A 23,254-nucleotide genomic window follows, 5' to 3' on the forward strand; every position below is an offset into this window, starting at 1 on the left:
CGAAATTAAGAAATCCAAGATAAAGCCGTAATCTAATAAATTAAATGGGTCGCAACATTGTTAAGTGGGCGTAGTTCAATATTAATAGTATTCTCATATTAAATACATCCTATACAAAAAAATAGTTAGTAGTGTTAAAAATATATTTTGATAGCAACATGACCGTTTTTATAACGTTCATGAAACCCGCAATGTATGATAGTGATTTTCATTCCATTCATAAATCCCTATTACACAATCTTTCTATTTCTTTATAATTATATTGTAAAGCTAAGAAATAAATTGATTTGTTTTTTAAGTTAATCCTAGATTAATATATCTATTATGATATATACCATAAAAATAAGAAATTTATTCGCAAAACCTTTAAAATGAGTGATTATAAGCACTGGATCTGATACAACTATAACTTTCTCCACATTCCATTTTGCTTTAGTTCCAACATTCTTGAAAATTGTATCTAAGATACTTAAAAATTAATGCCTTCTTTATGCTACATATGCTAGTTCGAAGAATCCTTCGTTCTTCTAAAAAGAATACACCTTGCTTTTGCTAGCTAATTTCTAATGTCCGAGCAAATTTAGTTTTTTTATAAATAGAAAAATTCTTTAATTCCTAATCACATATCATTTACAACAGAAGTACCAGCTTTTATTAATTCTTTTATATACCGTCTAACAGTTGTACTAAATCATGACCTTCGCAAACTACGTTCTACTATAGATATTTTTGTTTGATCACCTATTATAACGATATTTCCATTCGTTTGTTTCTTGTGGAAGATTTTATTTTGTTTGGACTAGAGTCATTCATTTCAAAAAAACATATGCCTACGTCTACCGTACTCCTCTCCGAACTAAGGTTGATACTCCAGATCTTCATATGTTTAAGAAAAGAATCTCCTATTAAATTGTAATCATATTATCTCTTAGCCAAGGCTTCTGCTCTACCAATCAAAAACATCGAATTAATTACTATATACATATGCCACTAAAAATTGATTCAAGAACGCCCCAACACCAAATAACAACGCCTAAATAACACTTCTAAAACGTTTATAAATAAGACTTTTGCATTTACTTCAACTTAAGAAACTTAAATATGTACTCCGAGAAGAATATACGATGATATAAAATTTTTGTTAAAGAATTTGGTATCTTACCATACAAATTTAGAGTTAATTTCAAAATTAAAATAAGAGCAATACAGGTTATTCATTGTCTATTTAAATATCTTACTTTTAAACTTTAAACCAGCATTCCTGCGATTAGTATAATTGATTCTCCGTGAACGCATAGCGTTCACGGAGAATCAATTACTACCTTCCTACTAAAAAACAGTACAAGTACGCAAGGCGAACAACACCCTAAATATATACCCAATCCAAAATCTTATTATATTAGTACTTCAGAAAGAAGTTTTACTTTTTTAAGTATGTTACCAATGGATTCCCTAAAAACAACTTTTAGGCATAGCTTTATATTGCTACTATGATCTAAGCAAGTATATAGAAACTACTTTGATATCTATCTCATTATTTATATAGAAATATTTAAATTGAAATTCTTTACAACATATACCAAACTACTTTTCTATATCGAACTCGAAAATAAAATTTATAGGTTTTATCATTTCGCAAACTATTTTTTCTTTAAAATTAACTTTAAACACTGCTATTACAATGTTTAACGCTTTAAAAACGCATAGTGTTCATCTGCTAAGTTCGCCACATAAACACCATAATAACGTTTGTTTAGCAAATATATGCATCTGTAATTAATCCTGTTGAATTTTAATATTCAAATCAAATTTCATAGATTCTCTATTCTTTTAAAGGAGTGCTACAGATGCAAATAGAAAATATACAACAAAAATACATACTCAAGGTATTTTTTATTCTATATATTACACTTGATATGTAGATGGTTAATTGGCATACTACTTTTTTCGTATTTTTTGTTATAGCTATCATTAAAATAGCCAAAAACATACTTATATAATAAGGATCCCCATTTAAAACCGTCTTTCAATGCGTTATTACACCCAAAAACATCTAATCTTCCAATCTCATTTCCTTTATTAGCCATTTGTTTATAAATAACATTAGGATTGTTGATTTGAAGGGATTTAACGCATTAAAAACGCCTAGCGTTCACACAATGTCAAACACCGAAATAACACTTTTATAACGTTTATTTGGCTAACCACTCTTACTATTTAAGTATGTATAAGTCATATTCGCAATTAATCTGGTTTGCATTCTAATTTTCTTTCTCTAGCTTAAAATGTATACCTCATTCCACTAGATATTCTTTAGATTCCCGAAATATATCATCAATAGTCTATCCATAAATTACAGAAATAACTTGATATTTCAAAAGATATCTTCGACAAACGTATTCCTTCCGCCATCAACATATTTTATATACCCCAAATATATTTAAAATATATCTAAAATAAATCTTTAATATATAAAATATCAAGACCGCCAAAAAACACCTCTAACACTTCGGCTTAATATCCATTTTATATCTAAATTATATTTATTTTATATTTTAATTATATTTTATCTTCGCGAATCTTATAAAATCCTTGTCGCTAGAGGTTTTATAGGTTATAATATATTTATTAGATATAAATTAGAAATAAAATTCCTAGAGGTGATGTATAATGGCAAGTTTAAAAGGTAAAACTCTTCATATAGACATAGAAGGTGATATTGGGAACGATTCGTTTAAAGGTTACATCAATGGTGAATACATAAAAATGAAAAATGTATATCAAAGTGTTTACTCAATGCCTAATGTTACTGAGACAAACATCCAAAAAAACGTAGTTAATTTAGTAGATAATATGTTCGTGAATATTGCTAGTAAATCAATTCGAAGATCCGGAATGTATTTCATTGGTAATCGAGCGATGTTAACAGGGAAAAATCCTAAAAACATGAACATTAAAGTAGGTCAAAAATACAATGATGATTTGCCTCTAATTAATATGCTAGGATTAATTGCAAACAAATCAGTTCAACTTGAATGGGAACGCACAGAAGAACTACCACAATCAATCAATGTGACTGTCGACCTTATTTCAGCTATCCCAGCAAGCCAATGGACACCCGTAAACGCTAAACATTTAGAACAACGATTTACTAATTCAAATCATGTTGTAGTGGTTTATGTAGGAGAAGAGCAGGTAACGGTTAGCTTAACATTTAATAGTGCAAACATTACACAAGAGGGTGTTCCTCCGTTATTTGCAATTCTTGAAGGGGAAGAGGAGATGTTTACTGATTTCACTAAACTATATGCAAAAAAACTTGAAATCAAAAAAATTGACGGCTCTTTCTTTAAAAACAAAAAGATTTTACATTCTGATATTGGGGACGGAACAACTGAGTATATATACACAGTGGGCGTAAATCCAGTAATTGATGCTTGTAGCGGTGAAAGACGCGGTGTCGGTCATGCTACAGAAGAAGCTGTAAAATTATTAAATCAAGAACGTGGTACAAACATTAAACGCCAACAATTCTCTCAAATTCTTCAAGATATAGATCATAAATACCATGAAGAAGCAACAACACACTTTAATATTACAAAAGTGGAACAAGCAGAACTAATCCTAGAAGATACAGATGAAAAATATGTAAACAATACAGCCAGTGAGGCTGAAGTTTTATGTGTGTATGGTGGGGGAAGTATTACTTTTAAAGATGAATTATATAATCAATTATTAGAGTATTGTGAGCGAGTTGGAATGTACTTATTGTGGATTCCGGAGAAATACGCTGTAGATATGAATGCTAAGGGGATGCAAATTATCAAGAAAATTCTTTCTCGAAAAAAGGTGAAATAGTATGTCCGACAAAAAAAGAGAGTCCTTCTTCTGGAACCTCAAGAAGATTGAGAATGAAGAATTCTTTAAATGGTTCGAGTCACAAAGCAATATAGCCGATTCTTTATATAAACTTGTATGCTATTTTATTGATAAACACGGATTACAAGACGTGGCTGACTATAAGATACAGCAACAAATGCAAAAAGAAATTTTACTTCAAGATAAAGACTTTTTAAATGATGTTAAGCGTATACTATTAAATAATTCAAATCTTACTATTCAAAAAGAAAACCAAGCAATTGAAGAAGAGGCAGCAAATCAAAATAAAATAGTCTCATCTCTTGAAAAAAATTCTACTTCTAAAAATACACATATAGAAAATGAATCAACAACTGAAAAAGCGGTACTAAAAGATGAATATGAAGACCTGGATACAGCCAATTTATTTGGTAACTAGCGTTATGAATCCATGGTAAAAAAGAGTCCCTATTTTAGGGACTCTTTTTTACCATGGATTCAAGCTTTTTCTACATCTTATCAATAATAATTTGTCTTTTATACCACTGATTTAATTTATCTTTAGCCGTGCCTGAAAGGCGTTTTGTTTTCTTATTATAGAACCTAGAAAGGGTAGGTTGTGATATACCTATTTCTTTTGAAAGTTCTCGCATTGTAATATTTTTATTCATATGGAAGAATGATATTTTTTCTCTAATTGAATTTTCATACTCATCAACATCTAAATTGTTATTTTCTATTTTCACAGGAGACTCTTCTTGTATGATATCTACTGTTTTTTTCTTCACTATTTTTTCTATTGAATTCATTAATTCTTTCGGCGGTAAAATTATTATACCTAACTGAGCATAATAGTTCTTAAACCAATTCTTCTTTGTTAACATTTCCTCTTTTAAATCTTCACTGTACTCCCAATGTGATATTACCTTTTCCTTCTCTAAATCAATAAGAACATTTTCTAACTGTTCACGAATACGATTTGGCTTTTGATTTTGATTTACACCCATGACTGCCAGTAATCCCTTATCTCCTCCTATAGAGTAAGGCCTTTTTAAACTAGAGAACATTTGACGAATTCTCCATTGCCAAGTTAAATAACGAATCAATCTCTTATGATATTTATGTCTATAACTATTATATTCCAACGCTTTTTTTGATAACAGTGCCGTTGTACTACTAGAACCATATAAATAACTTGATAGGAAGCTCCCTGGCTTAATCCTGCAAGATTCTATCCCCATATATTCGTTAGTGTTATTATCTCTCCAGAGTACCACAGAATCTAATACAAAAAGCCTCTTAATAACTTCTCGCTTTACTTCATAATGTTTACCTGCTTCAGCTCGATCATTTAATACAACTACCTCATTATCATCATTTAAATAGATAAAAATACTTGCTAAGGCAGCAATACGTTTAGCAACCTTTATTTTATCTTCTGCTCGATAATATTCTGTGTTATTTGCCTTTGCTTTAGGTATGCTACACATTTCTAATACCTGATTATATGAAAAGTCTATGAATTCATCAGGGGACTTTGCCTCATTTAACCATTGGATAGTAATTGCATCTAGACAATCAGCAGTTAAATCATCCATATTACTCATTACACCATCAACCAATGTATTCCAACGAGCGGCTTCTTCAATATTTATTAATCTTAAATCTTCATCTTTATGTGAAGAAAGTTGTGCAACTCCACTACTATCTTTCGTTTCAATTGGATAAGATTTCAACTTTGTATTTTCATCTTCTTCAAATTGATTCTTTGCTATACCATCTCTTAATTTATAATAAACCGCAGAATTATTTACTTCATAATAATTCTCTTGCTCTAAACCTGTATTAGATTCCTTTAGTTGCTGCAAGGTTTCATTGTTAGCTCTTGAAAACTCTTGCTCCACAAATAATCCTATCGCCACATCAATTTCAATTTGGTAAGTTTCTATGTTAGTGAATATTTCCAAAGAGGAGATTCCCTTTTTTTGCTGCTGTTCAAGCCACTGTACAAGCATTGAAAATGATGGGGAAAAATAGTCCGAAGTTACAATCCTACTAGTATCTTCTTTAACTTCTAAGTAATAAGCATTCCATTTATACCACAATTGTTCATTATGTTTATAGATAGGTGCTGATATTACTAATGCATCTTTAAACAATTGTAGAACATTATCCATATACATCCTTCTCCTTATTTAATTTACAATTGAGAATGATTTAAACTTAAATCTATATAGCCTTATGATGTTCCTATTCATGAAAATAAAAAAGAATACAGTAAGTTCTATCCAACCATCCCTTAGTGATAATCTAGCACGTATGCTTATAACCACCTCTTTTACTGATTATACAAGACTGTATCCATTTGGAAAAGGTAAGACGTTATAAGAAACCTAATATTTTTCAAGGGATTAGCTGAAACATGAAATTCTTTTGCGATATCATGTCCCTTTTGACTAAACATGAAAAAGCTAGGTTATTCATGTTTTAACAGTTTCGTTCTATATATGGTAAAACTCATTAAATTTTGCATACAAAGTGAAAATTCATAGCGATATCATGTCCCTTTTGACTAAAACATGAAAAAAATCCGGCCTTAAATGTTTCATGAAATTAAACTATATATTTTTTCGTAATCCTTTCTATCCTTGATACAAAAGGGTTTCTTCTATATTCAAGGTATGAAACAAGAAAATTTATAGCGGTATCATGTCCCTTTCTTGTTCCATAAATCCACTTAAATCCCTTATATACCATACATTTATACAACATCTTCTCAAATTTCAGGGAATTATAGAACATGAAAATTCATAGCGGTATCATGTCCCTTTATATCTGAAAAGATGAAACACTCCTAGCGGTATCACGTTCCTTTTATTAGCAGCAAATTTCATATAATTTCCTTTAATATCAATGTTTATTAACGATTTTCATTTAAATTCTAATAAATAGAAATACGAAAATTCACAGCCCTATCATGTCCCTTATAATTTTGTGAAAATAAGCTTCCAATCCCATTAGAACAACGTTTATTAGCAGTTTACAGCTCATTTTCTTGTTTATTCAGAACATGAAAATCCATAGTGATATCATGTCCATAAAAAAAATAGAACAAAACTTGAAACCCCTTGATATGAAAGGGATTAACGTACATTTCATTTTTTCATGTTTGCTCTTAAAGGGGCCCATTTCATCAAATTTTGATTTGCTATAATTAAAATCGGTATATTTTATATTGTACGGATATGTATATTTTAATTTGTATAGGAGGTGAAAAAGATGAGCAAATCATTTGTTATTCGTAATCAACGTAGTCTAAATGGACAATCTACTAATGCAGTTATAGTAACATTAAAATCTTGGCAAGCACTTGTTGATGCATTGGAAGGAAAATACTATAGCTATAAAGATACATACCTTGAAGATATTATTAATCAAATGTCGTATGAAGAACGTATTGCGGATATCGATGGATTTGTTGCACAAGCACAGCCATCTTTTTCACGTCATACTATTTCAAAGACAATGGGAAGAAAACATAAATTGTACGGTATTACAAATGCAGATCTTGAAGTATTCCTTTACCTACATAAAAAATGCTATACGAATGGTATTATTCCAAACGTAACAGTACATATGCTTTGGGAAGACTATAAGCAATACAAAGAAGAATTGGCATGTATACAGCATTCTCAATTCTATATTGCATTAAAAAAATTAAGCCTACATAACATTATTACGATTGAAAATGAATTAGATAGTCGATACACAATTAAAATAACTCATTTTATGAATGAAGAAACAGAAAAAGCAAATCCTTATGTTTACATTAGTCCTGTAGTCTTTACAAAGGCTTTCTTTGAACTTTCAGTAGCATCTAAGAAGCTATTCTTAGATATTGCTATGCAACAGCATAGAGAAACTACATTAAAACGTTCTTTAGACAAACAGGATGAAAGGGGTAATAAGACTCACTTTGGTGGGATGTACCGCTTTTTACATAAGAAGTATCCACATCAAATTCGTGCAGTTATGAAAGAACTAACCACTGTATTGTCTTGTACAGGGACTCCACTATTCAAAATCTGTAAACTACAAAAAGGGGTTCAAAACAAGAAAAAATACACGACTTTATTTTTATCTATTCATTCAGACTTCTTATGTGGAAAAGAATCAGGAGAACTACAGTATCGTGATCCTTTTACTCCAAAAGTTACGTATGCCCGTAAAGCTCGATTTATTGAATCTACACTACAAGAAATGCATATTGGGGAATTTACACGAGACATGAATAAATTTATTCATGTTCTTAAAAATACCTGTCATCGACAAATTCGTAGTGTAATACATAGTTTGCGTGACATGATTGATCGCACTGAAAAATATCCAAGTAAGTTAGTATATACGCTGAAAAAATTACTAAATCAAACATCACAGTATCATATTCTTGATACCGCAGCTAAAGAAGGGATTTATCCTCTTATTACACAGCACATCCCAGCAAAACAAAAGGAACAAGCTCTATTTGATTTCGGATTGCATTTCTCTATGTACTCTCGCCGAAGTATCAAGAAGCTGTTCCGTAAAACATTTGAGTTATTAAAGTACAAATTTGCCGTACCTGTTACAGAGGAATCTTACCATCGTAATTATCTAAGATATCAAGAAGAAACATTATTTAGAAAATACGCTTATGAACAAGGTGCAAATTTAAATGCTTATATGGCTTTAGAGATAGAAATGCGTGAACTTCTAAAAATAAAAGGACATAAAGAACGCTTTATTCCTAGTGATGTACGTGAATTGTTCATTGAAAAGATAGATAAATTGCCAAAAGAAAAGCTACGGGTAATTGAAGTACCTGGTAGCATAAATTTAATTACCTTTATACGTGCCTTGGAACAGCTGATACGTGCTGGAATTCAAGTAACATCAACTGAACAGGTATTAGAAGTAATGGAAGAAATGTAATCATTTTCAGCTCTCTATATTTGAAAAAAATCAAAGTAGAGGGCTATTCGTGTTGGCTCTATCATTCACAGTCTTTCTATTAGATACATTTATATACTTTTCTAAAAGATTCTATCGAAAATAGAATCTTTTTTTATGCACTTCTATACAATAAATGTTATTCATCATTCTTAATTTCCACAATAGTAACTTGAAAATACATCCAATTCCTATACAAATAGAGCATTTACTCTACATAAAATCATAAGAAAAATTATATTTTGAGTGGATATGTTTATAAAAAGTATCAATTGTGAATAAAAGTATCATACTATTGTTGCTATATAAGGATTCTATAAATAAATCTACTAAAATTCATCAAGTTTTATGTGATTAAATATGAATAACTGAATTAAGTGGATTAAATAATGATCAATGTGTATAGATTGTGTACAGCTGACTACAAATTGGGGATAAATATCGAGAATATCTTCTTATTTATAAATGAATAAATATACTTATTTCTGAATTATTTTTCTTCATTTTTTATGTAGGAATGGTAGTATTATTTTATGATTTTATGTAGAAAGGATAGTACAACAAAGTCTATTTTTACACTCCCATTACATACCATTTATGATTTTTTACAGTAGGGAATGTTAAAAACATTGTCATAGCAAGCTTTATTCTATATTTTATGAACCTATATAAGTTTTATCTTTATATTTTTAATATATATAAGATATATATTTATATAAGATTTTAAGATACGGAGAAATATTTCAGATAGGATGGGGACAACAAATATATTTTTAAATAAAAAAATTATTTGTATTATATATACTATTATTTTAAAAATTTATTAATAAAAAGTTTTAACTACTATACACATTGAATAATAATAGATAAATTACATATAAGTGTTAGATATCTTCTTTAGTAGCGTTACCACAACAAAGAGATTTACGTACTATAACAACTTAATATCCCTTTACAATGAGATGAATTGCTGTTGCCTTAGGGATTTAATAGTTATAAACTTATAGGCAAAGTCGAGATCATAGCTATAAGTTTGTAAAAATAGATTATATATTTATTATACTTTATTTAATTTTTTATACATGAATAGGAGTGATACTTATGCAATTAAAAAATGTAACACCTATGGGATTAAATGATGAGGTGTTCAAAACAATTATTAATAAAACTGAAAATACATTTTCAACATTTTTCTTTATTAACCCATCAGGTAGTGTTGTTATACCAAAATATTTGAACAAGGATATATGTATGTATGCGGTTTTTGGTGAAACAATGGTTATAATTGATAATGAAATCGAGATATTAAGACATCAACAAATATTGTATTTTAATGCTGAGGTATACATTGAATTGAGAAATAATACAACTGAGAATGTAATTGTATATATTGATTGTGTAAATAAGTAATTATTGATTAGAATTATTATAAATATTTGTGAAATACTTCACAAAAAATACACAAAAAAAATTAGTCATTTCATGTATAGTAGGAGTAGTTGAAAATTTCACATTATTATTTGTGAAACACTTCACATGATTTGAGCTTTTACTTAATATGCAAGACAATAACAATAAGTTCCAACATTTTAAATCTATTTTTATAGTGATCTGGAGGCTTTAATATGACAAACAAGACAGATGAAAAAGAAGTACAAGCAATGGTCAACGTAGGAATTAAAGATGAAAAAGAAGTACAAGAAGTTGTTAATACTTTAGTTGAAAATGGAAAAGAAGCACTAAAAGCGCTAGAATCTTATACGCAAGAGCAAGTAGATCATATTGTTCATGAAATGGCACTATCTGGATTAGATCAACATATGCCATTAGCAAAAATGGCGGTTGAGGAAACTGGTCGAGGTGTGTATGAGGATAAATGTACAAAAAATATATTTGCGACTGAATATATTTGGCATAGCATAAAAAAAGATAAGACTGTAGGAATTATCCATGAAGATCCACATGAAGAAGTTATTGAAATTGCCGAACCCGTGGGTGTAGTTGCTGGTGTGACACCAGTAACGAATCCTACTTCAACTACTATGTTTAAAGCAATTATTGCAATGAAAACAAGAAACCCAATTATATTTGCTTTTCATCCATCTGCTCAGAAATGCTCTGTTGCAGCGGCTAAAATTTTAAGAGATGCTGCAATTAAGGCAGGGGCACCGGAGAATTGCATTCAATGGATCGAAAAACCTTCTGTTGAGGCAACAAAAAGATTAATGAACCATGAGGGGGTTGCACTTGTTCTTGCAACAGGAGGTGCTGGTATGGTGAAATCAGCATATTCTACAGGGAAACCGGCCTTAGGAGTAGGACCTGGGAATGTACCTTGTTATTTAGAGAAGTCAGCACATGTAAAACGAGCTGTAAATGATTTAATTTTATCAAAAACATTTGATAATGGTATGATTTGTGCTTCTGAGCAAGCAATCATTGTAGATAAAGAAATCTATAATGGTGTAAAAAAAGAAATGCAAGACAACAATTGTTATTTTGTTACAGAAGAAGAGAGAATAAAATTAGAGAAGCTTGTTATTAATGAAAATACATGTGCGGTAAATAGTGATATCGTTGGGAAATCAGCACACTATATTGCATCATTAGTAGGGATTAAGGTACCAGAGGATACAAAAATACTTGTAGCTGAAATTAAGGGAGTGGGTGCAGAATATCCACTATCACGTGAAAAATTGAGTCCAGTATTAGCTTGTATTAAAGCAAGTTCACGTGAGGAAGGATTTAAATACTGTGAGGAAATGTTAAATCTGGGTGGTTTAGGGCATTCAGCGGTTATCCATTCCACAAATAAAGAAGTACAAAAACAATTTGGATTAAGAATGAAAGCTTGTCGTCTTATTGTAAACTCACCGTCATCTCAAGGTGGAATTGGTGATATTTATAACGCATTTATTCCATCTTTAACATTAGGGTGTGGATCATACGGTAAGAATTCTGTTTCTCAAAACGTAACAGCTACACATTTAATAAATATAAAGCGTTTGGCAAGTAGAAAAAATAACATGCAATGGTTCAAATTACCGCCTAAGGTTTTTTTTGAAAAACATGCGACACAGTATTTAGCTAAGATGCCAAACATTTCACGAGCATTCATTGTAACGGATCCAGGAATGGTAGAACTAGGATATGTGGATACAGTTACACATTACTTACAACAACATTTAAATGATGTAAAAGTAGGTGTTTTCTCAGAGGTAGAACCAGATCCATCAGATGAAACAGTTTTCAAGGGTGCTGAGATGATGAGAAGTTTCAAACCTGATGTAATTATTGCATTGGGCGGAGGTTCAGCAATGGATGCAGCAAAAGGAATGTGGCTATTTTATGAATACCCAGAAACAAAATTCTTTGGAATCAAACAAAAGTTTTTAGATATTAGAAAACGTACATGTAAATTTCCAACACTAGGGCAAAAAGCACAATTTGTTGCGATTCCAACAACATCAGGAACGGGGTCAGAAGTGACACCATTCGCGGTTATTACAGATAAAAAAAATAATATAAAATATCCACTTGCTGATTATGAATTAACACCAGATGTAGCGATTATTGATCCACAGTTTGTAATGACAGTGCCACCTCATGTAACAGCAGACACTGGAATGGATGTGTTAACACATGCGGTTGAAGCATACGTGTCTATTATGGCAAATGACTATACAGATGGATTGGCCTTAAAAGCTATTGATCTAGTATTTAAATATTTACCGAGAGCATATAAAAATGGAAATGATGAAGAAGCACGTGAGAAAATGCATAATGCTTCTGCAATTGCAGGTATGGCTTTTGCAAATGCATTTCTTGGTATTAATCATAGTTTGGCGCATAAGCTTGGACCAGAATTTCACATTCCACATGGACGCGCTAACGCAATCTTAATGCCGCATGTAATTCGATATAATGCTATTAAGCCGAGAAAACATGCATTGTTCCCAAAATATGAGCATTTTGTGGCAGATGAACGTTATGCACATATTGCAAGAACATTGGGGCTGCCAGCAAGTACTGTAGAAGAAGGTGTGGAATCTCTTGTACAAGCAATTATCAGCCTTGGAAAAGAATTGAATATTAATATGAGCATTGCAGGACAAGGGGTAAAACAAGAAGCATTTGAAAATGTTGTGGATGTCTTATCGGAAAGAGCATTTGAAGATCAATGTACACCAGCAAATCCGAAACTCCCATTAATTTCAGAATTAAAAGAAGTATATAAACAAGCATATAAAGGTGTGTAATAAGTTAAGTAGATATAACTTTTTTAGTTCATAGATTTTGTATTTGATATTTGTAAATTTATTGTATATGGGTGTTAAGGGGAAATAAATCTTATAAACAGCTGTGTTCTAAATAGAACATCTAACAAAAATGCTGCCTAGATGACCTGTATGTAGGTAAGAAGGGAGTGTACAAAAACTATGTCTAATTGTAAGAAGTTAGATCAAGTAATTGAAAAAAAAGGTGAATTAATATCGCTTGTTAAGCAGTATGGATCCACCCATGAAAAGGTGCTTTGTTATAGTAGAGAATTAGATTTATTACTATATGATTTGATGAAATCTAATAGAAATAATAAATAAATAAAATTTATATAAAAAAGAAATTAAATAAAATTATTTTAGATATATTTTAAATAAAAAAGCGCTCTCCTATTTATAGGGGAGCGCTTTTTTATCTCAATTTCATCTATTTTGGTGAGGGATTTTTTATTTTCAAGCACCTTATGCGTGATAAATCTCACAACATAAATGCTCATATAATTTTACACTATAGTATGTAAGTTGATGGGAGGTTTTCTTTTTGAAAAATCATGATTATAATAAAAACCCATTTATTGTAATATGGGAGTTAACAAGAGCATGTGAATTAAAATGTCTTCATTGTCGTGCTGAAGCTCAGCATTATCGTGACCCTTTTGAGTTAACATTAGAAGAAGGAAAAAAACTAATTGATGATATATATGAAATGAATAATCCAATGCTGGTTTTTACTGGTGGGGATCCATTAATGCGTTCAGATATATATGATATTGCGGAATACGCGGTGAAGAAAGGTATTCGGGTATCTATGACGCCCAGTGCCACTCCCAAGGTTACTAAAGAAGCGATTAAAAAAGCAAAAGAGGTTGGGGTTGCTAGATGGGCATTTAGTATAGATGGACCAACAGCTGAAGTACACGATCATTTTAGAGGAGGAGAAGGGTCATTTAAATTAACAATGGATGCGATTCATTATTTAAACGAATTAAAACTCCCTATTCAAATTAATACAGTTGTTTCAAATTATAATTTGAGTGTACTTAAAGATATGGCAATTTTAGTAGAAGAATTAGGTTGTGTGTTGTGGAGTGTATTTTTCTTAGTTCCAACAGGACGTGGTAAGGAGAAAGATATGATTTCACCAATTCAACATGAAAGAGTGTTCCGCTGGCTATATCAGCTGAGCAGAACAGTTTCTTTTGATATTAAAACCACAGCTGCTCAGCACTATAGACGCGTTGTTCTTCAACAAAAAATGAAGGGAATTAAAAAAATAGATCAAATTATTCAATATAGGGATGTACTGATGAAAGGGATGACGGGCGGAATTAATGGATTTGGACGCGCCCCAAAAGGAGTGAATGATGGAAATGGAGTTGTATTTATTTCTCATATTGGAGATGTATATCCAAGCGGGCTATTGCCGATTAAAACCGGGAATATTAGATCAACACCGATAGCTGAAATTTATCGAAACTCCCCTGTTTTTCAAAACCTTCGTAATCCGGACAAGTATAAAGGAAAGTGCGGTGTTTGTGAGTTTCGATATGTTTGTGGGGGATCCCGTTCTAGGGCATTTGCGATGACGGGGGATTACATGGAAAGCGAACCTTTTTGTGTATATGTTCCAAAAGCATTGCAAAAAAAGTGTAAGAATTGAGCATGAACACTTTTTTTATACCCTGTTCGTATGAAATTTTTTTATTGCATATATTAATAAAAAATGAGCAGAAAGTATCTGCTCATAAATATTTGATTAGTGATGACTAACAATCGAAAAAGAGTAAGAAATTTATATTTAATTAAAGCTATATTGTAATTATCTTAGTCGTATAATACGTTGATTTGAACTTCCACGAAAAGGAAGTGTCAAATCTCTTTTTTTGATTTCAAATCTTCCATCAACTAAAACATCTCCATAATGTAACAACTCAATCATATCATTGTTTTGTGAATTTTGTATCTCTTCTAGTGTATAACCAGTGTAAATCCAGAGATTTTTGTTTAAACTTTTCACAGCTTTTGCAACTTCTTTGACCTCGATGGCTTGAAAAAATGGATCACCACCTGAAAATGTTACATCAGTTAGAGGATTTTTGGAAATTTCTTTTATAATTTCTTTCACACTCATCTCGGTACCATTATAAAGATTCCATGATTTGGGGTTATGGCAACCTAAACAATGATGCGGGCAACCGGCAAAAAACACAACTGTCCGTAGCCCTTCACCATCTACTACACTATCATGAATAATATTCATTACCCTCATTTATGTTTCACACGATCTGCTTCTTCACTACGCTTTGCATTGTTCCATTTTGACATGTCCCCCACAAGATATCCAGTAATACGACGAATTCTTTCAATATGATGATCTTCTATATTTCCACAGCTAGGGCACTCATTTTCAATAACCCCATTATAGTTACAACATTTACAACGATCCACCGGATGATTAATTGAACCATATCCTACTTCATACTTTGCCATTGCTTGAACAATTTGTTTTAAAGCCATTTGATTATGTGCTGCCGCCCCATCTAGTTCAATATACGTAATATGACCGCCGTTGCAAAGAGCATGAAATGGTCCCTCTAAGCGGATTTTATTAATTGCTTGAATAGGATAATAAACTGGAATATGAAATGAATTTGTATAGTAATCATGATCGGTTACACCTGTAATAGTTCCAAATTCAGCGCGATCTTTTTTGATAAACTTCCCTGATAGCCCTTCAGCGGGAGTTGCAATTAAGGTGAAATTCAAGCGATGCTCTTCTGTTGCTTGATCCATCTTTTTTCTCATAAATGTAACAATTTCTTTTCCAAGTCGCCATGAATCTTTATCTCCCCCATGGTGTTTTCCTGTTAAGGCAACCAAGCATTCCGCAAGTCCAATAAAACCAAGGCTCAATGTTCCTTGCTTTAAAATCTCAGTAACTGAATCTTCTGGTTGTAGTTTTTCACCATTGCGCCAAATCCCTTGTGAATATAGGAATTGAAAATCTCTGGCTTTTTTTGTACATTGATACGAATATCTGTCTAGCAATTGACGAATGCCAAGGTTGATATAATGGTTTAATGAATTAAAAAATTCCTCTTTTGAATTATTTATTAAAGCTAATTTTACTAAATTAATAGATGTAAATGATAAATTTCCTCTTCCAATTGCTGTTTCATCACCATGAATATTAGACATCACACGGGTACGACATCCCATATAACATACTTCACTTTCAGGGTTCCCATTATAATACGCTGCGTTAAATGGCGCATCTAAAAATGAAAAGTTAGGAAACAATCGTTTTGCTGTTGTTTCTAACGCAAGTTCAAATAAATCATAATTTGGATCTTTTTCTTCAAAATTCACGCCTTTTTTTAACTTAAAGATTTGAATAGGGAAAATAGGCGTTTCGCTTTTTCCTAATCCCGCTTGTGTCGCCCGTAGTAATTGCTTAATTAATAGCCTTCCTTCTTTTGATGTGTCCGTACCGTAGTTAATTGAAATAAATGGAACTTGCCCACCACCACGGCTATGCATGCTATTGGAATTATGAATAAATGCTTCACATGCTTGATATGTATCGTTTTCTGTTTCTTTCCATGCAAACACCTCGATTTGTTCCTTTGTTAACGGGTAGTCACTTAGCTTTTTCTTATTCTTTTCAAATGTTTTCCTCACATAGGGGGCTAAATCTATATCAAACATGGCAAGAGATTGCCCTCCATGCTGCATATTTTGATTGGCTTGAAGAATAATAGACGAGAGTGCTAATGCACTTTTAATATCTTGTGGTTGTCTCATATGACCATGCCCAGTGTGGAAACCATTTTTAAGCAATTGTGCTAAAGGGATTTGTGAACACGTGGTCGTTCCTGTTGCATAAAAATCTAAATCATGTGGATATAAAATGTTTTGATCAATTGCTTCTTTTACTTGTTTAGAAAGCAAATGTTCCCTTACATAAAGTTTTGCGCTCTCTGATGCAAATGTTCCCATCATTCCCATTGGGGATCGACCATCAACATTTGCGTTTTCTTGCATTAAATCTTGATCATTACTCTGTACAATTCTATGAAAAGTTGTCCATAAGGTATTTTTTTGTTTTTTTACTTTGTTTGAGGGGTTCATTAAACTCACTCCAATTCCACATATAGTGTTTATCATTGATAAATAATACTACATATAGTTTTGTTGTGCAATGCTACTAATATAAGATGTATATAATCCTTTCTTTTTAAAAGAGACTGAATCTATACATTTTTCGTGGTAGCTTGCCTATTAAAAAATGTATAGATATAGATTTTCTTATTTTAGGCTACAAATAGTAGGGGTACTAATAGATATAAAAAAACGCACTGAAGAAAGTTTCAATTTATAAAATAAAAGGTATAAAAATAGAATGCAGTGATTTCACTCACAGTAATTTTTTAAAACATAGATTATCTTATAAGAGAAGAGTGAGTATGAGAAATTCATTTTATTTTACTATTCGGGACGGGTATGCCCTGGATTGGTGGAGTATGATTACCAGTGGGGGATTCTCTCACTGGTAAAGGTATTTATCTATAAATGTAATGCTATATATGCTACTGATTATCATTCTTAAGTAAAATTTTGATAAAAAATTAAATATGAGGTGTGGAAGAATGAAGTTAATTATTCCAAGGCAGCATGGGGCCTGGGCTATGCTGCCCATTCCATTTTTTTTAGGCATTTTAACTGGTAAATGGACTTGGTATCATATACCTCTTTTTTTAGCGTGGTTTTTTGTGTATTTAGCTACGTACCCCTTATTAATGTATGTAAAACAGCCGCGAAAGAAATATTATTTATATTATTTTCTTCTTTATTTTGGCGAGGCTTGTATATGTACGGCTATTGCTCTTAGTTATGAATGGCGTATAGTGTACTTTTCTATTATTATGCTCCCGGTTTTTTGTATAAACATTTATTTTTCTAGCAAAAAAAATGAACGAGCTTTATTAAATGATGTATGTGCAATTATTTTGTTTTGTATAGGGGGAATTATTAGTTATTACTTTACAATGAAAACAGTCGATAAAAATATATTGATAATAGCGACTATATCATTTTTATATTTTATAGGGAGTACGTTTTATGTAAAAACAATGATTCGTGAAAAAAAGAATCCAACGTATCGCATTGTGTCATGGTGGTACCATTTATTACTTGTGATTGTTACGTTTATTTTATCACCATCGATTACCATTATTTTTATCCCAAGTTTGCTACGGTCTATAGTACTTTATGGAAGAAATATTTCAATTTTAAAAGTTGGGATTTTAGAGAGTATAAATGCTATTTACGTTTTTATTACAACAATAATAGTATTTAAATATTTTATCTCGTAAAGGCTAATAAAGTAGCATATTGTTTCTGGTATAGAAATATATTGATATATTTAGAATTAATTCAAATAAATTATTACATTAATATTTGCCCCAATACTGAATGTAGAAAGGATTGTATAGATAATGACTTTTTACGAAAAATTAATGCCGTATTATGATGAAATATTTCCGGAAAATGAAAAACAATTGAATTTTATTGCTTCTTATTTACAAGAGGGAGACTCCGTAATTGATGTAGGTGCGGCAACAGGGAATGTGGCTAATGCATTAGTTGAAAAAGGAATGATTGTCACTGCAATGGAGCCAGAGAAGAAAATGGCTGATAAAATTTCTGAGAAAGCTATACCACATAAGGGGAAGCTGTATGTAAATACACTTAGAATGCAGCAAATAGACGAGGTATCTGGGATATTTGATGGTATTTATTGTATTGGAAATACGTTGGTTCATTTAGACAACGTACAGGAAATTATTGATTTTATTCAAAGTTCTTTTAAAAAACTTAAGAAAAATGGAAAGTTAATAATTCAAATTGTAAACTATGAAAAAGTATTAAATCAAAAACAGTTCATATTTCCAGTAATTAAGAAAAAACATTTCTCATTCAAACGAGATTATGCAATAGAGAGAAAAAAAGTGCTATTTACTGTAACATTAAATACAGGTGGTGAAGAATTCTCAAATAGTATAGAGTTATATCCAATTACAAAAAAACAATTACTTCCGATATTAATAGATTGTGGTTTCGATTCAGTAGAAACTTACGCTAATTTTGATAAAAAAATATATTCACTTGATGGTCCGGCTCTAGTAATTGTAGCAACAAAATAAATTTAAAAAACACCTGAGTAGAACGCTGTTACTCAGGTGTTTTTTTATTAATTTTTTTAAAATGTGATTCTAGTCCTCTTTTAATTATAAAAAGGTTTATATAATTCAGTTGTAAATCAGATCTGATTGAGGAGGAATCGAGTTATATGAGCAAAGAAATTAAGTTAACTAAAGATATATATTGGATAGGGAAAGTTGATAATAGAGAAGTTCCATTCCATCGTTTGATCTTAGCAAAAGGAACAACTTATAACGCGTATTTGCTAAAAACAGAAAAGCCAACAGTGATTGATACAGTTGATATAGAGTTTGGAAGAGAATTTGTAGAATCTTTAAGTAAACTAATTGATCCACAAGAAATTCAGTATATCGTAGTGAATCATACAGAACCCGACCATTCAGGGGGATTGGCAGCATTAGCATCAAGAGCTACTAATGCAACGATTGTATGTACAGAAATTGCAGTACCAGAAATACAAGAGATGTATAAGCTGCATAATCGAAAGTTTTTAATAGTAAAAGACGGTGATACATTAGATATTGGTGGAAAAACATTGAAATTTAAAGAAACGCCATATCTTCATACGGAAGAAACAATGATTACCTACTGTGTAGAGGATAAAATTTTATTTCCTTGTGATATTTTTAGTACTCATATAGCAAATGACGAGATTTTCAGTGATAAAGCGAATGTAGATATTACAGAAGACTTTATTGGCTATTATAATGCCATTATCCATCCACATAGAAGATATGTAAGAACATTAATAGAAGCTCTAAAAGATTTAGATATACAAATGATTGCACCATCTCATGGCTACATTTTACGTCAAGATATACAGAAGTATATTAATTTATATGCAAATATGAGTAGGGATACAAATCAAGATAAGAAAGTAACAATTGTGTATACAACAATTAAAAATAATACAAAAAAAGTAGCAAATATTATTAAAGAAACTTTAGAAGCAGATAATATTCATGTAACAGTATTTAACGCTGATAAATCAAAAAAATTAGAAGTTTTAAAGAGTATTCAAGAAGCAGATGCAGTCTTCATAGGATCTTCAACTAGATATGCAGATATGATTGGTAATTTAGAAGAAATTTTAAAAGAAATGACAGAAATGAACTTAGAAGGGAAAATTGCAGCTTCATTCGGTTCATATGGTTGGAGTGGAGAGGCAATTGAGGTGATACAAGATTACCTCAATGAAACAAACATGAATGTACAAAGCACATCAAAAGTTATCAAATCTACAGGTATGACTCATGTTGAATTTCCTATTCGGATTAGATTCTCTCCAAAAGATGAGGGAAAAGTAAAGAAAATCCAACATGCAACAACATTTGTTACAGATTTATTATTGAGTTCTATTTAATAGAGAAATGGAGGTGAAAACATGGAAAAGAATTTTATTATTATTGGGAGTGGTGTAGCCGCTGTAAATGCTGCTAAAACTATAAGAGAGTATGATAAAGAGTCAAATATATTCATTTTTGGTGAAGAGCCATCACTACCTTACAGAAGAATTAAATTATCAAAGGATTTGTATTCAGATTTACACAGTGAAAAAGTGTTAATTAAAAAGCAAAAGTGGTATCAAGATAATCACATATCAGTTTTTACAAATACAAAGGTGGTAAAAATTGATACCAATGAGCAATTTATTATTACATTAAATAAAGAAGAATTTTCTTATCATAAACTATTAATTTGTACAGGAGCAAATAATAGAAGATTAAAGATAAATGGAACTAATAAAAAAAATATTTTTACTATTAGGGACATGCAAGAGGCAGATAAGCTTAAAGAATATTTAGAAGACAAAGAGAGTATTGTGACCATTGGTGGTGGTGTACAAGGGATAGAAACAGCTTGGTCTATTCTGAAAGCTGGTAAAAAGGTATCCATTGTAGAAGTGGCTCCTTTATTAATGAGAAGACAATTAGACACAAAATCTTCGCTTCTCTTAAAACAAAAAATTGAAAGTGAAGGAGTGAAGGTGTATTTAAATGCTTCTATTGATTCTATTCTCGGGGAAGAAACAGTAACTGGCATAAAGATGAACGGAAATAATCAAATCAATTGTGATAGCATTGTCTACTCAATAGGCATTACTCCTAACACCAAACTTGTACATGATACTGCTATTAAATTAAATAGAGGTATTGTTGTGGATGAGAAGATGAGAACAAATATAGAATCCGTATATGCTGCGGGAGATGTTGCAGAAGTGAATGATGAGATTGAAGGTTTATGGGGGACTGCCTTGGAACAAGGAAGAGTAGCTGGTAGTAACATGGTATCCAAAACTGCTATTTATAAAAAAGAAATTCCAACTACTATTTTTAACGCATTCAATGTATCTTTATTTTCAATTGGATTTGTTAATGAGGAGCAGTGTGATGCAACAATTGTTGAAGAAGACGATAAGGAGAAGTATACAAGGTTATTTATTAAGGATAATAAAATAGTGGGTGTAATTTCATTAGAAGGAGTTACTGCATCTATTCCTTACAAAACTGCGATTGAAAAGCAAGTATCATTAGAAGGAATAGATTTATTAAATACAAATATAAGTGAAATAATGAGCAAGTTAAAGGAGAAAATATAATGCTGTATAAAAAGGAGAGGACATCATGAAAAAATACATTTGTGTACCATGTGGATATATTTATAACCCGGAGGTAGGAGATCCAGATGAGGATATAGAACCAGGAACAAGTTTCGAGGATTTACCAGAGGATTGGGTTTGTCCTGTTTGCGGAGAAGATAAAAATCATTTTGCACCAATAGATGAATAATAAAAAAAAACAATGAGAATACTGCGCAGTATTCTCATTGTTTTTTTTTTATTATTGAATGTGATTCTGGTCACAGAGATATTCTTAAAAAAATCTATAATAATTGTGTAACATATAGTTATACCGATTCAGCCATTCTCGGTACCCTCGATAGGGCCCTGACGCCACCCTTTCTCCTCAGGGCCCTATTTTCTATGACATATTCAAAATATATTTATATAGATATTGTATTACTATTTTTTTAAAAATATAGTTGTGATTTGGGTCACTGATATATTTAATAAAAAGGTCTATAATAACCATACGTACCAGTATATTTTTTATTCTATATTTAAAGTTAGGTGAGAAAATATGACCGATCATTATAATCATAAAAAATCAAAGGAGCTTTGCCCAAGAAAAGTACTAATTTTCAAGACACTTTCCGAAGAGGAAATTAGTAATATAGCTTCAATGACAAAACATAGGAAGTTTAAGAAAGGCCAGCCATTAATTCTTGAGGGAGATAAATCAGATACATTATTTATTATTAATAGTGGACAGGTAAAGTTATCTACATTAACTCTTCAAGGGAAAGAGCAAATATTGCATATTTTAACAAGTGGTGAATCCTTTTGTGAATTAAATATATTTAATTATGATGAAAAGAGTAATTTTAGTGCATATGCTATAGAAGATACTCATATCTGTATGCTAAAAAAAGAAAATATGGATTATATAATGGAACGGAATCCAAGTATTGCATTGAAGTTATTAAAAATTGTAACAAAACGTCTGGCTAAGATAGAGAATTTAGTGCAAAATTTAGCAACAAACAATCCTGAAGTTAGAATTGCTCATATACTATTGGAGTTTTGTGATAAATATGGTAGGAGTACTGAGGATGGAATACTTATTAACTTGCCATTGACACGAGAAGAATTGGCAAATTATGCAGGGGTAACAAGAGAGACTATTAGTCGTAAATTGAATAAATTTGAAAGCTTAGGACTTGTGGCTTCCGTTGGAAATAAGAAAATTATAATAAAAAATCAGTTAGCTATTAGAAAACTTATCAGTCTCTGACAGAAATCTCTTCCTCAGTGTAAAAAGAAGCGTAAGATGGCCGTTCTG

16 protein-coding genes are annotated in these 23,254 nt (G+C 31.1%); 13 read left to right on the top strand and 3 right to left on the bottom strand.

From position 1 onward, the window contains the following. The first annotated feature begins 2,670 nt into the window (after positions 1-2,670). The gene (locus SJY24_RS02330) at positions 2,671-3,858 is read left to right on the top strand and encodes a ParM/StbA family protein (protein WP_000157615.1); all 1,188 of its coding nucleotides are present in this window, start codon (positions 2,671-2,673) and stop codon (positions 3,856-3,858) included. A gap of 1 nt (position 3,859) precedes the next feature. Continuing rightward, positions 3,860-4,297 carry a hypothetical protein gene (locus SJY24_RS02335; protein WP_377863611.1) on the top strand — a complete coding sequence of 146 codons (438 nt, stop codon included), beginning with the start codon at positions 3,860-3,862 and terminating at the stop codon, positions 4,295-4,297. 70 nt (positions 4,298-4,367) lie between these two features. On the opposite strand, the gene SJY24_RS02340 is transcribed toward SJY24_RS02335, so the two are convergent. Beyond that, entirely contained in the window at positions 4,368-6,035 is a 1,668-nt protein-coding gene (locus SJY24_RS02340; protein ID WP_377863613.1) for a helix-turn-helix domain-containing protein, read from the bottom strand. A gap of 1,102 nt (positions 6,036-7,137) precedes the next feature. Between SJY24_RS02340 and SJY24_RS02345 the strand changes: the two genes are divergently transcribed. The 5 genes from SJY24_RS02345 to SJY24_RS02365 all read left to right on the top strand — a co-directional run bounded on the left by SJY24_RS02345 (position 7,138) and on the right by SJY24_RS02365 (position 14,787). Then, positions 7,138-8,829 (top strand): hypothetical protein, encoded by a 1,692-nt coding sequence (locus SJY24_RS02345; protein WP_377863614.1) that lies wholly within the window; start codon positions 7,138-7,140, stop codon positions 8,827-8,829. 1,119 nt (positions 8,830-9,948) lie between these two features. Beyond that, positions 9,949-10,257 carry a hypothetical protein gene (locus tag SJY24_RS02350; RefSeq protein ID WP_377863615.1) on the top strand — a complete coding sequence of 103 codons (309 nt, stop codon included), beginning with the start codon at positions 9,949-9,951 and terminating at the stop codon, positions 10,255-10,257. 251 nt (positions 10,258-10,508) lie between these two features. Beyond that, positions 10,509-13,106: a bifunctional acetaldehyde-CoA/alcohol dehydrogenase gene (adhE, locus tag SJY24_RS02355; RefSeq protein WP_377863638.1), complete on the top strand. Its 2,598-nt coding sequence runs from the start codon at positions 10,509-10,511 to the stop codon at positions 13,104-13,106. A gap of 180 nt (positions 13,107-13,286) precedes the next feature. After that, on the top strand, positions 13,287-13,448 hold the full coding sequence (locus SJY24_RS02360; RefSeq protein ID WP_377863616.1) for an aspartyl-phosphate phosphatase Spo0E family protein: 162 nt from the start codon (positions 13,287-13,289) through the stop codon (positions 13,446-13,448). A 220-nt stretch (positions 13,449-13,668) separates the two neighbouring features. Continuing rightward, a complete protein-coding gene (locus tag SJY24_RS02365) occupies positions 13,669-14,787 on the top strand; it encodes a TIGR04053 family radical SAM/SPASM domain-containing protein (protein WP_377863617.1) in 1,119 nt (372 codons plus the stop codon). A 159-nt stretch (positions 14,788-14,946) separates the two neighbouring features. Here the strand turns inward: SJY24_RS02365 and nrdG are convergent, their stop codons facing one another. Continuing rightward, the gene (gene nrdG / locus SJY24_RS02370; RefSeq protein WP_377863618.1) at positions 14,947-15,396 is read right to left on the bottom strand and encodes an anaerobic ribonucleoside-triphosphate reductase activating protein; all 450 of its coding nucleotides are present in this window, start codon (positions 15,394-15,396) and stop codon (positions 14,947-14,949) included. Beyond that, positions 15,393-17,258, bottom strand: a complete 1,866-nt coding sequence (locus SJY24_RS02375) for an anaerobic ribonucleoside triphosphate reductase (protein ID WP_377863619.1) — start codon at positions 17,256-17,258, stop codon at positions 15,393-15,395. Before SJY24_RS02375 ends, nrdG begins: the two co-directional genes overlap by 4 nt. Before the next feature lie 518 nt (positions 17,259-17,776). Here SJY24_RS02375 and SJY24_RS02380 point away from each other — a divergent pair. From SJY24_RS02380 to SJY24_RS02405, 6 genes are all read left to right on the top strand, one after another. Beyond that, positions 17,777-18,502, top strand: a complete 726-nt coding sequence (locus tag SJY24_RS02380; RefSeq protein ID WP_377863620.1) for a YwiC-like family protein — start codon at positions 17,777-17,779, stop codon at positions 18,500-18,502. Positions 18,503-18,625: 123 nt separating this feature from the next. After that, on the top strand, positions 18,626-19,333 hold the full coding sequence (locus SJY24_RS02385) for a class I SAM-dependent methyltransferase (protein ID WP_377863622.1): 708 nt from the start codon (positions 18,626-18,628) through the stop codon (positions 19,331-19,333). 146 nt (positions 19,334-19,479) lie between these two features. Beyond that, positions 19,480-20,715 (top strand): FprA family A-type flavoprotein, encoded by a 1,236-nt coding sequence (locus SJY24_RS02390; protein WP_078204122.1) that lies wholly within the window; start codon positions 19,480-19,482, stop codon positions 20,713-20,715. Positions 20,716-20,736: 21 nt separating this feature from the next. Beyond that, on the top strand, positions 20,737-21,951 hold the full coding sequence (locus tag SJY24_RS02395) for an NAD(P)/FAD-dependent oxidoreductase (protein ID WP_377863623.1): 1,215 nt from the start codon (positions 20,737-20,739) through the stop codon (positions 21,949-21,951). 25 nt (positions 21,952-21,976) lie between these two features. Next, positions 21,977-22,141 carry a rubredoxin gene (rd, locus tag SJY24_RS02400; RefSeq protein ID WP_078204124.1) on the top strand — a complete coding sequence of 55 codons (165 nt, stop codon included), beginning with the start codon at positions 21,977-21,979 and terminating at the stop codon, positions 22,139-22,141. Positions 22,142-22,492: 351 nt separating this feature from the next. Beyond that, positions 22,493-23,206 carry a Crp/Fnr family transcriptional regulator gene (locus SJY24_RS02405; protein ID WP_377863625.1) on the top strand — a complete coding sequence of 238 codons (714 nt, stop codon included), beginning with the start codon at positions 22,493-22,495 and terminating at the stop codon, positions 23,204-23,206. Positions 23,207-23,254 lie beyond the last annotated feature (48 nt).

It is taken from the genome of Bacillus sp. R86525, assembly GCF_042466195.1.
Taxonomy (GTDB): Bacteria; Bacillota; Bacilli; order Bacillales; family Bacillaceae_G; genus Bacillus_A; species Bacillus_A nitratireducens.